A 13,366-nucleotide genomic window follows, 5' to 3' on the forward strand; every position below is an offset into this window, starting at 1 on the left:
GGCCCGTGTGTTCGTCTTCAACCGGTGGGAGAATGACAGCCGGGCAAGGCGGATGACAGCACGGGAGAGGGATGTGACGGCGACACCTTCGCGGCCGTATTCGCCGTTCGCGGGACCCGCGCGGCCTGCACACCCACGGCTGCCCCCACACTCGCCAGGCTTCCGGCAGGTCCGGCCGGCACGGTCGGGGCGCCCCCCTCGTACGTACGTCGCTGTCCGTGACGTTCTCACGCTCGTCGCTCTGCCCCTGCTGGCCGCCCTCGCGCTGCCCGCGGCCTTCGCGGGAGGCGGTACCCGGCGCTGGTTCGGCGGGCGGTCCGAGAGCCAGCGGGCCGAGGCACAGGCCGCCAAGGACGCCGCGGCGGCGGCGTTCTACGAACTCGACACCGCCCAGCGCGACCTGCGGATCTCGATCGAGACCATCACGGCCGTGGACGACTCCCCGGCCGCCCGCCGCGTGGTCTCCGACTTCGCGGCGCTGGGACAGCGGATCGACGAGGCCAGCCAGAAGTACATCACCGCCGTCGACGCCCACGATCTCGACCGGGACGAGCTGGAGGCGTCGGTCGCGGAGCGGGCCCGCGCCGAACTCGTCGCCGCGAAGGACGAACTCGGCCGTGTGAAGGCCGATCTGGACCGGTTCGAGCAGAGCCTCGGGCCGCTGCTCGGCAAGGCCGAGACCCAGCTCGCCCGGCTGGCCCCGTCCGTCGAACGTGCCCGCCAGGCACTGATGGCAGCGTCCAACGCCCTCGATTCCGTACGGCAGTCAGGGCTGAAGGCCGACGATCTCGCCGCCCGGCTCGCCGCTCTCGGCCCCGAGCTGACCAAGCTCAACCAGGGCGCCGGGCAGCACGGCGTGCCGGAGACGCTGGAGCGGGCCGAACGGGTGTCGCGCGAGGCGGCGGCGGTGCGCTCGGAGGCGGAGCGGTTGCCGGAGCGGGCCGCCGAGATCGACCACCGGCTCGTTTCGCTGCGGACCCGGGCGCAGGCGCTGACGACCCGCTCCGGGCAGGTGGAGCCGGTGCTGAGCGAGTTGCGGCGGCGGTTCTCGGCGGCATGCTGGCAGGACCTCCAGCATGTGCCGGACCATGCCGCGGAGAACGTACGGCAGGCCGAGGCGAAGCTGAACGAGGCGCGGGCCGCGCGGGAGGCGCAGCGCTGGCCGGACGCGACCTCGCTGCTGGCGACCGTGCGCGCGCTGCTGAACAGCACGGACGAGGCGGTGTCCGCGGCCGGTGACCGGCTGCGCAGGCTGAACGCCGTGCAGAAGGATCCCCAGCAGGAGATCGACCGCACCCGGTTCGCGATCCGGGACGCGCAGCGGCTGGCCATGGCGGGCCGCTCGACGCCCGACCCCCGGCAGGCCCGCCCGCTCGACGAATCCGTCAGCCGGCTCGACCGCGCCGTGGCCACGCTGGAGGGCCGGCACCCCGACTACTGGCATTTCCTGACCGAGACGGAGGCCGTACGGCAGACGGTGGCCCGCGTGGTCGCGCAGATCCGCGAGGAGCGCGGCGGCGCCTGAGACGCCCCGCGCGATCGGAATCCCCGAGGGAACCGGGAACCCCCGGCGCCTGGAAGCCCCCGAGGTTCAGAGCCCGAGGGGGCGGAAGCCCCGAGGTTGCAGAGCGGAAAGCCATGAAGGGCTCCGAGGGCGCCTGGGCCGCCCTCGGAGCCCTCGCGGCTTCCCCAGAGCCCTGGCGGTTCCCCGGAGCCACCGCGCCTTCCTCGGAGCCCCTCAGGAGTCCTCTCAGGAGTCCTCGTGCACCGCCCTGCCACCGGCCGATCACCGACCGGTCAGGGGCCGATCGGATCCACCAGGTCCGATCAGGTGCGGTACCCGTAGTACGCCGCGTTCGGGTACGCCGCGAGGAGGCTCGACAGCGAGCGGCGGTAGGTGTCGGTGTCGTGGTAGGTCAGGTACGGCACCCCAGTGGCGCTCCGGTACGACGTGATCATGGAGTGGTCCTTGGACCCGTCCTTGTCGAAGTCCATCTGCATCACGTCACCGATGTCCATCTGGTAGACGTTCGCCAGGGGTGTGGAGCGCTGGGCGGTCTGGGTGAACCAGGACCACTCGTTGACGCCGACCCAGGTGTCGGTCTGGGTGGACGAGGTGTAGTTCCAGGTGCCGTACTCCTCGTCGGAACCGGCGACCGTCGCCCAGCCGCCCGCCTTCAGGGACTGGCTCAGGTAGTTGGTGCAGTCGCCGCCGACGGAGTTGAAGCTGCGGTAGGCGGGGTTGTAGTTCTTCCAGTACTTCTCGGCGTACGTCGCCATGCCCGCGTAGTCGTACGGGCCGCCGGTGAGCGTCTTGGGGTTGGCGGGCGCGGGGTACGTGGTCGCTGCCCGGGGGGCGTCGACAACGGCCATCGTGGTCCTGCGCGGTGCCGTCGTGACGGGCTCGTTGACCTGCCGGGGACCCTTGTCCGTCGAGCGCTCGCCCGTCAGCTTCCAGGTGCCGTCCGGCTGGGCGGCGAAGGTCAGGACGTGGTGGGCGCGAAAGCCGGTGGTGGCGGGTTCGTCGCCGCGGATCTTCCGGTAGGTGAGGGTGGTGGTCTCGGTGACCCAGGCGGTGGCCAGCCGGCCCGTCACCCGGGTCCGGTCCACGGCGACCTCGGTGTCGGCGTCGCTGTAGGCCTCACCGAGGGCGGCGAGGCGGGACCGCGTGCCGCGCAGCGAGGAGAGAGCGGTGTTCTCGGTGCGGGCGAGGGTGCCGGGGACCCGTATGCCCGCGGTGGTCGCCTTGAGGGCCGTACGGGCCGTCGGGGCCCGGTCCAGCAGGGCGGCGGTGCGGTCGGTGAAGACGGCGTCGGCCACGCGGCCGAAGGCATCGGCCGTCGACGCGGTCACCCGGGGGGCGGGGGCCGCCGCGTGGGCGGCGGACAGGGGCAGCAGGAGGGTGGAGAGGGTGATCGCCCCCACGACGGAACAACTGCGGCTTAAGTTCTTCGGTGTCACTGGTGATTCTCCTTGATCCCCGGTCGGACTCCAGGGAAGGGAATCTTTACATGTCCCACTCAACTGTGGTGAATCCGGGGGGAGTTCGCGCCGAGTGCAACCAAGTCCCATATGTCGGAGGTAAGTTGATCTCAATGCGCTGCCGCCGGGTCATCGGCCCGGCAGCGGGCCCTACTTCACCACGGTCGACCAGTCCGGCGACTGAGCGGGGTCCAGGCCGCGCAGGCGTTCCAGGGTCTCGGGCTTCTGCACGTCGAGCCAGTCGGACAGCTCTTGGAAGGAAACGCACTTGACGCCCTTCTTCGTGCACACACTCTTGATGACCTGATCGATGGCCCTCATGTAGATGCCGCCGTTCCAGTCCTCGAAGTGGTTGCCGATGAACAGCGGTGCCCGGCTGCCGTAGTACACGCGGTTGAAGCCGGCCATGTAGGAGTTGACGGTCTGCTGCTCCCACTGCGGGTACTGGGCCGGGTCCCCCTCGGTCTCACCGTCGGACTGGTTGTAGAGGAAGTTGAAGTCCATGGACAGGCCTTGGTACTTGCCGTTCTCGTAGGGGAGCATCTGCAGCGGGAAGTCCCACACGCCCTCCTTCTTCTTGGGCCAGATCTGGAAGTCGCCCGCGGAGCTGGCGTCGTAGCGCCAGTTGTACTTCTTGGCCGTGGCCTTCATGGCCTTGAGCAGGTTCTTCTGCCCTTCGAGGCAGGGCGCGCGCCCGCCGCTGATGGCCTTCGCCGGGTCGAAGGGGAGCGACGCCAGGTCGGTGTAGCCGGTGTTGGTCCTCCACTTCTCCACGAAGGAGAAGAACTGGTTGATCTCGCTCTCCCACTCCTCGACGCTCCAGTCCCCGCCGCCCTTGTCGCCGCAGAAGTGGCCGTTGAAGTGGGTGCCGATCTCGTTGCCGGCCTTCCACGCCTTGCCGAGCTCCTCCAGCGTGCCGCGTATGTGCTCGTCGGTGGCGTAGCTGATGGCCGCCGAGCCGGGCGAGTGCATCGGCGGTTCGTAGAGCGCCTTCTTGTCCTTGGGCACCAGGTAGATGCCGGTCAGGAAGAACGTCATGTGGGCGTTGTACTGCGCCGCCAGCTCCCGGTAGTGGGAGAAGAGTCCGTCGTCGCCCTGGAGGGCGCCGTCCCAAGAGAAGACGACGAACTGGGGCGGTTTCTCACCGGACTTGAGCGGTACGGCCTTCAACTCGCCCTTCTGCGGGCCGGTGTAGGACGTGGAGCCGTCGCCCAGTACATGGGTCTTGCCGTCCCAGACCGGTTCCTTCTTCGCCTTGGTGGCCGGACCGTGCGCGCGGGCGGACGCGGCCGGGGTGGTGTGGTCGGTGTTCAGGGCCAGGTAGGTGGCGGCCGTGGAGGTGACGACGAGGAAGGCCGTCATGGCCGCGAAGCCCTGGCGTGCGGAGGCGGCGGCGGAAGCGGGATCGGACTCACGGCGTCGGCGCCGGCTGTGCTTCGAGTTCATACGGGGCACATTCTGCGAGGGGGACGGAAGGAGCGTGGCGCGGCCACCGGGTGGCCGTCGGCGGGGGCCGAGCCGGACGGTCGGCCGACGGGATCAGCGGAGCGGGCTCATCGCACCGGACCAGATGCCGTACGGCACGTCGGCGACGGGTGCGCCGGCGATCCCCTTGAGCGGGAGCGGTTCGAGGCTCTTGGTGAGGTCGATGCGGTACAGGACCACCGCCGTCGACACGGAATCGTTCGAGCCCGTGTACCAGGCGGCCTTGTCGTCCAGCGTGGCGCCCCGCTTGCCGGCCACCTTCACCGAGAGGGGGGCCGCGCCCGGGTGGCCGATGCGGAAGGAGTCCGCGAGTGCCTCGGTGACCTGGCGGGCCACCTCGGCGCGCATCGCGCGGTGGGGTGCGGGCATGTCCAGCCGGACGCGGGAGCCGTTGCGGGTGATGCGGCGGACCGAGTACGGCTCGTAGTGCGTTCCGTCGGCGGCGAAGGTGGCGTAGGCGTTGGCCATGCGGATCGCGCTGGGGGTGGCGGCGCCGAGGGACATGCCCGGCACCTGCGGTCCGATGCTGGAGGGGAGCAGGCCCGACGCCTCGGCGGTCTCGCGCACCTTGTCCAGGCCGGCGTCCATGCCGAGCTGCATGAACGGGGTGTTCACGTTCTGGGCGAGCGCCGAACGCAGCGAGATCTGGCCGTAGTTGCGGTTGCCCTCGTTGTGGGCGGCGACCTTCTTGCCGCCGCGGTCCCAGTAGGGGCCCTCGGGTGTGCTGACCGGGACGCCGTCGTCACCGTTGTACAGCGTCTCGGGGGTGACCGGTGTGGCCGCGCCCTCGCGGGTCTTGTGGACGCCGTTCTCCAGGGCGGCCGCGTAGACGAAGGGCAGGAAGGCCGAACCGGCGGAGACGGTGGTCGCGTTGGACTCGTTGTAGCCCTGTTTACGGTGGTCGGGGCCGCCGTAGACGGCGAGGATCCGGCCGTCGTCGGCGATCGAGGCGGCACCGTAGTGGGCGGCCTTCGCGTTGGCCGGGTCGTCCTTCTCCGCCTGCTTGCGGGCCTTGGCGACGGCGTCGGTGAGCGCGGTCTCGCGCTTGCGGTCGAAGGTCGTGTAGATCTGGTAGCCGCCGAGGTCGAAGTCCCGGTCGGAGATGTGCCCGGCCTTCTTGGCGTACTGGGTCGCCAGCTGGACCAGGTAGTCGGTCTGCTTTCCGGTGTCGTAGCTCCCGGTCTGTTTGATCGGCTCGGGGAACTTCGTGTACTTGGCCCGCTCGGCGGCCGAGAGCTTGCCGGTCTTGACCATGCGGTCGAGGATCCAGGACCAGCGTTCCTCGGCGCGCTTGTGGTTGGCCTTGCTCAGGGTCGGATCGTAGAGGCCGGCGCCCTTGAGGAGCGAGGCGAGGAGGGCGCCCTCGCTGGCGTTGAGGCGGCTCACGTCCTTGCCGTAGTAGGCCTGCGAGGCGCGCTGGAGACCGTAGGTGCCGCGTCCGAACCAGCTCGTGTTGAGATAGCCCTCGAGGATCTTGTCCTTGCTCATCTTGTTGTCGAGCTTGAGGGCGATCATGGCTTCGGTGAACTTGCGGGTCACCGAACGGTTCTGGGTCAGATAGACGTTCTTGACGTACTGCTGGGTGATGGTGGAGCCGCCCTGGGTGTCCCCCTGGCCGACCGTCTTCACCAGGGCGCGGGCCAGTCCCTTGGCGGAGATGCCGGGGTCGCTGTAGAAGCTCTCGTTCTCCGCCGCGAGGACCGCCGAGCGCACGTCCTCGGGTATGTCCTTCAGCGGCATGTCCTGGCGTCGCACCCAGCCGGTACGGGCCATCGGGCTGCCGTCCGACCAGAAGTAGACATTGTCCTGCTGGGTGGCATATGTGTTCAGGTTCTGGGGTATGTCCGTTGCCGCGTAGGCGATGACGAGCAGCGAACCGCTCAGGCCTATGGACAGCGCGAAGGCGCCGAGCCATTGCCGCCAGGAGGGCAGCCAGCGCCGCAGGCCGGTCCGGCCGGGGCGTGGATAGGCGGGCTTGAGGCGCCGGGCGTACGGCGTGAGGCGTGCGGCCAGCCGGGCCGGCGCGGAGGGCTGCGAGGGCTTGCGACGGCTGCCGCGACCGCGCTGCGGTCCGGATGCGTTAGCCACGGCGCACTCCCGCGCCTCGGCGGCCCAAAGACAGGGGATTCGAGGCATCGTTGCGATGCCGGGTCCTGGTCACGACTGCGTCTCCCTCCGCACTCCGGATCTGCGCGCGCGGGTAGTTGCAGCGGCCGCTTTCGCGGCTGCGAGCCCCCCTCCCCGACCTTGCGGCTCGTCGCGGCCCTATTAAATTATCAGCGACCAATGCAATCCCTTCGATCAGTGACGAGACAAAAAAGCTCAGAGGTCAACGGAGTTCACTGGCTCACCCTGTGCGAGCGGCCGTCACTCCCTCTCCGGAAGCCTCGTCGCGCCACGCACGGCGAACGCCGCCGAGCCCTCCGGACGGCGGCCCGTTCCGGATAGCCTGTGCGCATGCCTCGCTACGAGTACCGCTGCCGGACCTGCGGCGACACCTTCGAACTGACCCGTCCCATGGCCGAATCGGCCGCTCCCGCGGCATGCCCCGCCGGGCATGACGACACCGTCAAACTGCTGTCGGCGGTCGCCGTCGCCCGGGGTGGTTCGGCATCCGCGCCGACGCCCGCACCGCGTTCGGGCGGCGGCGGAGGCGGGTGCTGCGGCGGAGGCTGCTGCGGCTGATCGCGGGGGATTTCTCACCAACTCTTCGCCAACGCCCGAATCCGCACCGGCGCGTTCGCCGCGCCATGGTCTCGGTCACACCAACAGGACGGTGCCGGGACCAAGTTCCGCACATCCCCCGGGACGCCCCGAACCGGGCGCGTCGCCCGCGAAACGACCCACAGGCCCTCGATTCGCCCGCATCGCACGAAGTTCGGAATACCGCTCACTCGCCCATGAACCGGGCGCGGGAAGTGAGCGCTGAAATCTGGCCACTTCAGGAATCCGGCCGGGTGTGCCGGGAGCGCGCGAAGGCGGCTGTGCCAGAAGCGCGCGACGGCGGCTGTGCCGGGGGCGTGCGAAAGCGGGTGTGCCAGAAGCGTGCGAAGGCGGGTGTGCCGTGGGCGCGCGACGGCGGCTGTGCCGGGGGCGTGCGAAAGCGGGTGTGCCCGGCCGGGTGTGCCGCGGGCGTGCCCGGCCGGGTGTGCCGGAGGGAACTCCCCCGGCACACCCGCGCCTTCGCACCGGACCGGAACCGGGTTCCGTGTGCCTGTCAGACCGCTCCGGGGACGCCACCGGCACCGGGGCCACGGCCGCTCCCGCAGATGCCCACGAACTCGCGCAGGATCCGCTCCCCCGCCGCGACACCCCGCTCCGGCAGCGCGGTGACCGCCGGTGCGGTCCAGTCGTCCTCGGCGAGTTCACCGTGGCCCGGACGCCAGCCGCGGTCGGCGGCGAGCAGCAGGTCGGCGTCGAGCAGCGAGTCCCCGGCCGCGAGGGTGAGGGCGGCTCCGGTGCGGCGGGCGACCTCGCGCACGGCCGCGCTCTTGGTGAGCGGCCTGGGCACGGCGTAGATCTTGCGGCCCTGCAACGAGACCGTCCAGCCGCGCTCCTCCGCCCACACGGCCAGGTTCTTGACCCACTCCTCGGGGAGGAGTTCGCGCTCCACCACCAGATAGGCGAACAGGTCCTCGGCGACCCGGTGCTTGCGCACCCATTCCGGGTCCGCGGTGGCCTCCAGGTGCTCGCGCACCTCGTCGAGCGGCGCGCACTCGGAGGCGAGCCGCTCCTTGACGACCGTGTGCCAGTCGAGGTCGGAGACCCCGTCGACGAGCAGATGCCCGCCGTTGGCGCAGATCGCGTACTTCGGGGCCGGGCCGGGCAGGTTGATGCGCTGGTACTGCTTGCGGGTGCGGGTCGTGGTCGGCACGAAGTGCGCGAGGTCACCGAGTTCCGTGAGCAGTGCGGCGGCCGTCTCCGTCATGAAGGAGAGCGGTCTGCTCTCGTGCACCTCGACGCAGAGCAGCCGGGGCGCGCGGGCGTCCGGCATGGTGAGGGCGAGCGCGGCGGCGGAGTAGATGAGCGTGCGGTCGAGGTCGCTGGCGACGAGCACCTTGGGCGCGGACATCAGAGGGTCACCGCCTTGCCGTCGGCACCGGTCGCGCCACGCGTGTACTTCGGGTGGATCAACCCCACGCAGGTGTACGGGAGTTCCTCGACCTCCTCGACGGGTACCCCGCGCTGCCCGGCGAGCAGCCGGACGTGGTCGAGGTCGGCGCCCGCTCCGGCGCGCGCGAGGATCTTCCAGGGGACCCGGCGCAGCAGCACCCGGGTGGTCTCTCCGACGCCCGGCTTGACGAGGTTCACGTCGTGGATGCCGTACTCCTCGCTGATCCGCTCGACCGCGGCCCAGCCCTCCCAGGTGGGTTCGCGGTCGGCTGCGAGGAGTTCCTTCGCCCGGTCGCGGGCCGATTCGGCGACGTCGGGGAAGTGGGCGGCGACGGCGTCCAGGAACTCGACGGAGACGTCGGAGCCGGCGAGCTCGCGGTAGAACTTCGCGCCGTGGAAGTCGTGTTCGCCGACCAGGTCGGAGCGCAGGACCGTGCGTGAAATGAGCCCGGAGACGGTCGAGTTGAGGCAGGCGGAGGGGATGAGGAAGTCCTCGCGGGTGCCGTACGTGCGCACGCAGGAGCCCGGGTCGGCGAGCACCGCTATCTCCGGGTCGAAGCCGGTGATGCCTTCGGCCTCCTCGAACTCCTCGATGGCGTCGGCGAGTTCGCGGGTGATGGCGCCCTTGCCGGTCCAGCCGTCGACGAACACGACGTCGGCCGGGTCGTGGTGGGCGGCGAGCCAGCGCAGCGCGTTGGCGTCGATGCCTCGGCCGCGGACGATCGAGACGGCGTAGTGCGGCAGGTCGAGGCCGTGCTGGTGCTGGGCCCAGCGGCGCATCAGGACGCCGACGGGGGTGCCGGCGCGGGCCAGGGACACCAGGACGGGACGAGGGGACCGGTCGGCGAGCACGAGTTCGGTCACGGCGCCGACGGCCTCGGCGATCCGGGCGGCGGAGGCGTCGAGGGCGGCGCGGAACAGTTCCTGGTACTCGGCGCTCGGCTGGTACTCGACCGGCAGCGATTCGGCGTAGTGGGCGCCGCCGCTCTGGATCGCCTCCTCGCGCTCCTCGGTCGGCGCCTCCAGCGTCACGTCCGACAGGTCCTGGAGCAGCCAGCCGACCTCGTCGGGGGCGTACGAGGAGAAGGCGGGGCCGCGGAGGGGCTCGGGCAGCATGGAGGGCCTTTCGGTGGACGGCCGTACGGGGACGTACGAGGGCACGACGGCGAGCAGGACGTGCGGGGTGTGCGCCGCCAACTGTGCCAACAGGCCGTCGGGTGCGTGCAGTTCGGGGGTGTCGGCGGTGGAGTCGACGACCGCCACGACGGCGTCGAAGCCGGCGCCCGCGACGTTGTAGGCGTAGCGCTCGCCTGGGCCGTCGTCCGGGTCGTCGTGGGCCGGGAAGGCGATGCGGCTGCGGATCGCGTAGCCGGGGTCGTCGAGGGCGAGCACCGGGGAGCGGGTCGTGGTGGAGAAGCGCACCTCGGCGGGGACGGCCCGCTCCAGCTCACCGGCCAGTCGCAGCGGCGCGTACATCAGTTCCTCGAAGCCCAGGACCAGGACGCGGCTCGCGCCGTCGGGCAGGGCGTCGGCGAGCCGTGCCGCCATGGCGGGCAGGGCCGCCTCCAGGCGTATTCGGTGTCCGGGGGTGAACCCGTGCCGTCCGCCGTCGGGGAGGCCGTGCGGCCAGCCGAGGCCGACGCGGACGGCCGGGCTCGCGGGGGCGGGGGCCTCGGGTGCCGCCGGTTCGTGCCGGGCGACCAGGGCGGTGCCCTTGGCCAGGACGTCCTCGGGCAGGCGCACCGTGCCGGAGGCGGCCGCGACCAGGTCGACGCGGGCGCCGATGTCTCCGGCGAACTTCTCGAAGCGGGCGTGGTCGGCGTCGGAGCGCATGTCGACCAGTGCCACGACGACGTACCGCTCGCGCGGGTAGCGCCGGTGCAGGTCGCGGATCGTGTTGAGGACGGTGTTGCCGGTGGAGAACTCGTCGTCGACGAGGACCAGCGGGCCGGAGCCCGCGAGCAGGCCCGGGTCCTCGGGGAGGAGGAGGTGCGAGGTGGCGTGCGAGTGGGACTCCTCGAAGCCGCCCGCCTGCCGGACGCCGGGGACCGGGCGCCGGGTGGAATGGAGGTACGGCGCGACGCCCATCCCGTCCGCGACCGAGTGGCCGAGCCCGGTGGCCGTCTCGGCGTACCCGAGGACGACGGCCGCGCGGGCGTCCTCGGTGCCCAGCAGCTCACGTACCCGGCGGCCGAGCTCGACGCCGTACCCGTGGACCACGGCCGGCGACTGCGGCACGTGCTTGCCGAGGACGTTCGAGACGAGCAGGTGGGCCCGCTTGGGGTTGCGCCGCAGCGCGAGTCCCAGCAGGCCGTTCAGCCCCTCGTCGCCGACGAGCTCGACGCCGAGCCGCTCGGCGACCCAGGTCCCGGTCCACACCGCGGCGTCCGTGGCGCCCGTGGCGTCATCGGGGTCCGGGCTGTTCGTGCCGTCCGGGCCGCTGCCGCCGTCGGGGTGGTTCGGGTCATGAGCGGGGATGTTCATCTGTTCCTTGCTGTCGGGGGTGCGCGTGGCTCGGCCGGGCCGGCTCACGCCGGGAGTCCGGCGGTGAGCAGCTCGACGAAGCCGATGTCCTCGTGGGCGACCCCGAAGACCTCGGCGCGCAGCAGGGTGCGCTCGGCCCAGGCGCGATGCGGCTTCACCTCGTTCATTTTGTTCGTGTACGCCGACCTCAGTACACCCCCGCCGCCGCGCTCGGGCCTGAGGATGTCCTGGGCGTCACTGAATTCCTCGTGGCTGACCACGGACAGTGCGTGGACGGGCAGCACGTGCGAGGGGTGGATGCAGGTCTTGCCCATCAGGCCGTTGGCCTGGTCGAGGGCGATCTCGCGCAGCAGTCCGTCCATCGCGTGTTCGAGCAGCCTCTCGCGCAGTTCCTCCGCCTCCCCCTCAAGGAAGGGGCTGCGGCGCAGCTGCGGCTTGAACATGCGTTCCTGGACGCGGAAGTACTCCCACACGGGCCCGGTGACGGTGAAGCCGGTGCCGTCGGCCCGGCCCAGCATGTTCACCACGTCGGCGATCACGGAGGCGACCACCTGGACGTCGTAGGCGGTCATGTCGGGGGCGCGGCGCAGTCCGTACGAGGAGCAGAAGTCCGTCACGCCGAGGCGCAGCGCGAGCACGCGGTCGCGGTACTTGTCGACGGCGCGGGAGATGCCCTCCAGGGTCTCCACGCGCGATTCGCGGTAGAGCAGCTCGGGCGACTCCAGGACGGGCATGGCGAACAGCCGTCTGCCGCTCTCCGCCTCGGCGTCGGCGAGGGCCTCCAGGAAGGGAGTGCCGCGGTCCTCGGTGAATTTCGGCATCACGAAGCCGGACAGCAGCCGGACGGCGGGGCCGAGGCGCCGTACGAGGTCGGGGATCTGCTCGGGGTGGCGGACGCGGACGAACAGCAGGGGCGGTTCGCCGGCGTCCGGGCGGGTCGCGAGGTCGGTGAACTGGCGGACCAGGTTCTCCTCGGCGCCCACGACCTCGGAGTCGTCGATCGAGTCCTCCAGGCACAGCACCATCGAGACCACACCGCGCGTGGTCTGCTTGACGATGTCGTCGGCCAGTGTCGGCCGGGTCGCCGGGCTGTACAGCGTCGCGCCGAGGGCGGCGGCGAGCACTCTGGCCGGAGAGTCGGAGGTGAAGACTCCGGGCTCGCGGTGGAAGAGGCGCTGCCGCTCCACCGGGGTGACGTGACCGAAATGACGCATGGGACTCCCCCGCGGCGGCTAGGTGGCCGAATGTGATGTGGCCGGTAATAGTACGTACTTATCCATGTCAGGGATTCCCACCGGGCGTGAAGTTCAGGTAACTGCGCCATGTCCAACACCGGCCGGTTCGCGAACGACCCCGCATTGTCGTGACCAGGACCGACAGGGCAGGATGACCGCATGACGCACGCGATGCTGAAAGGGTCGAACGTCCCGCTGGACGCCACAGCGGTGCGCGCCGTCCTGCGCTGGACGCCCGGGCAGGGTGTCCCCGATGTCGATGCCTCCGCGCTGCTCCTCGGCCCCGACGGTCGTGTGCGATCCGACGAGGATTTCGTCTTCTACAACCAGCCCCGCCATCCGTCGGGCAAGGTGTGGCGGCTCGGCAAGAAGCGCGGTGCCGAGGGCCTCACCGACACGATCCAGACGGATCTGACGGGTGTCGAGCCCGGCGTGGGACAGATTCTCCTGGTCGCATCGGCGGATGACGTCACCTTCGACCGCGTACGTGATCTGCGCATTCTGCTGTACGACGCGGCCGTCGCGGACGGTGAACCTCTGGCGTACTTCGACATCAAGCCGGAGACCGGTGCGGAGACCGCGCTGATCTGCGGCGAGCTGTACCGGCGCGGTGAGGGATGGAAGTTCCGGGCGCTCGGCGAGGGCTACTCCAACGGTCTGGTGGGGCTCGCGACCGATTTCGGGATCTCGGTGGACGAGTCGGAGGCGGCCGCGGCCGCCTCCGCGCCGGAGCCGACCGCCTGGGCCTCGCCCGCCACGGCTCCCGAGACCTCGCAGCCGCTGCCGCCCGAGCATTCCGCCCCGGTCACCCAGCAGCCGGCCCCCGTCCCGCAGCAGCCCGCCTACGGCTATCCCGGGCCCGCCGCCCCGGCCGCGACCGGCCCGGCGTACGGCTACCCGCAGCCGGCCGGCCGGCAGGCGGATCCCTCCGCCTACGGCTACCCGCAGCCGCAGAGCGCGCCGGCCACGCAGCCCGCGTACGGCTTCCCGCAGGCGGTGGGCTCCGGACCGGACCCGGACTTCCGGCTGCCGCCGCAGGGGCCGCAGTTCCTGTCCCGCTGAGTCCG

The 13,366-nt window shown here is 71.1% G+C and carries 9 protein-coding genes; 3 read left to right on the forward strand and 6 right to left on the reverse strand.

Translation table 11 applies throughout. The features are described 5' to 3' along the window. Positions 1–73: 73 nt before the first annotated feature. Positions 74–1,525: a hypothetical protein gene (locus tag OG485_RS15200; RefSeq protein ID WP_328668843.1), complete on the forward strand. Its 1,452-nt coding sequence runs from the start codon at positions 74–76 to the stop codon at positions 1,523–1,525. A 302-nt stretch (positions 1,526–1,827) separates the two neighbouring features. Here the strand turns inward: OG485_RS15200 and OG485_RS15205 are convergent, their stop codons facing one another. From OG485_RS15205 to OG485_RS15215, 3 genes are all read right to left on the reverse strand, one after another. Further along, positions 1,828–2,925, reverse strand: coding sequence for an amidase domain-containing protein (locus tag OG485_RS15205; RefSeq protein ID WP_328668844.1), 1,098 nt, complete (start codon positions 2,923–2,925; stop codon positions 1,828–1,830). A 207-nt stretch (positions 2,926–3,132) separates the two neighbouring features. Beyond that, positions 3,133–4,428 (reverse strand): hypothetical protein, encoded by a 1,296-nt coding sequence (locus OG485_RS15210; protein WP_443048703.1) that lies wholly within the window; start codon positions 4,426–4,428, stop codon positions 3,133–3,135. Positions 4,429–4,521: 93 nt separating this feature from the next. Then, complete coding sequence (locus OG485_RS15215) at positions 4,522–6,555, reverse strand: transglycosylase domain-containing protein (RefSeq protein WP_443048704.1); 2,034 nt, start codon at positions 6,553–6,555, stop codon at positions 4,522–4,524. Positions 6,556–6,924: 369 nt separating this feature from the next. On the opposite strand from OG485_RS15215, the gene OG485_RS15220 reads away from it, so the two are divergent. Beyond that, the gene (locus OG485_RS15220) at positions 6,925–7,152 is read left to right on the forward strand and encodes an FmdB family zinc ribbon protein (protein WP_328668845.1); all 228 of its coding nucleotides are present in this window, start codon (positions 6,925–6,927) and stop codon (positions 7,150–7,152) included. Positions 7,153–7,684: 532 nt separating this feature from the next. On the opposite strand, the gene OG485_RS15225 is transcribed toward OG485_RS15220, so the two are convergent. Genes OG485_RS15225 through OG485_RS15235 form a run of 3 tightly spaced genes read right to left on the reverse strand, consistent with a single transcriptional unit; the run spans position 7,685 to position 12,278 of the window. Beyond that, positions 7,685–8,539 carry an HAD family hydrolase gene (locus OG485_RS15225; protein ID WP_328668846.1) on the reverse strand — a complete coding sequence of 285 codons (855 nt, stop codon included), beginning with the start codon at positions 8,537–8,539 and terminating at the stop codon, positions 7,685–7,687. Beyond that, positions 8,539–11,064 (reverse strand): phosphoribosyltransferase, encoded by a 2,526-nt coding sequence (locus OG485_RS15230; protein WP_328668847.1) that lies wholly within the window; start codon positions 11,062–11,064, stop codon positions 8,539–8,541. Before OG485_RS15230 ends, OG485_RS15225 begins: the two co-directional genes overlap by 1 nt. Positions 11,065–11,108: 44 nt before the next feature. Then, on the reverse strand, positions 11,109–12,278 hold the full coding sequence (locus tag OG485_RS15235; protein WP_328668848.1) for an HpcH/HpaI aldolase/citrate lyase family protein: 1,170 nt from the start codon (positions 12,276–12,278) through the stop codon (positions 11,109–11,111). 180 nt (positions 12,279–12,458) lie between these two features. Here OG485_RS15235 and OG485_RS15240 point away from each other — a divergent pair, with 180 nt between their 5' ends. Then, positions 12,459–13,361, forward strand: coding sequence for a TerD family protein (locus OG485_RS15240; RefSeq protein WP_328452888.1), 903 nt, complete (start codon positions 12,459–12,461; stop codon positions 13,359–13,361). The last annotated feature ends 5 nt before the right edge of the window (positions 13,362–13,366 follow it).

Origin of the sequence: Streptomyces sp. NBC_00328 (assembly GCF_036139655.1) — a bacterium.
Taxonomy (GTDB): Bacteria; Actinomycetota; Actinomycetes; order Streptomycetales; family Streptomycetaceae; genus Streptomyces.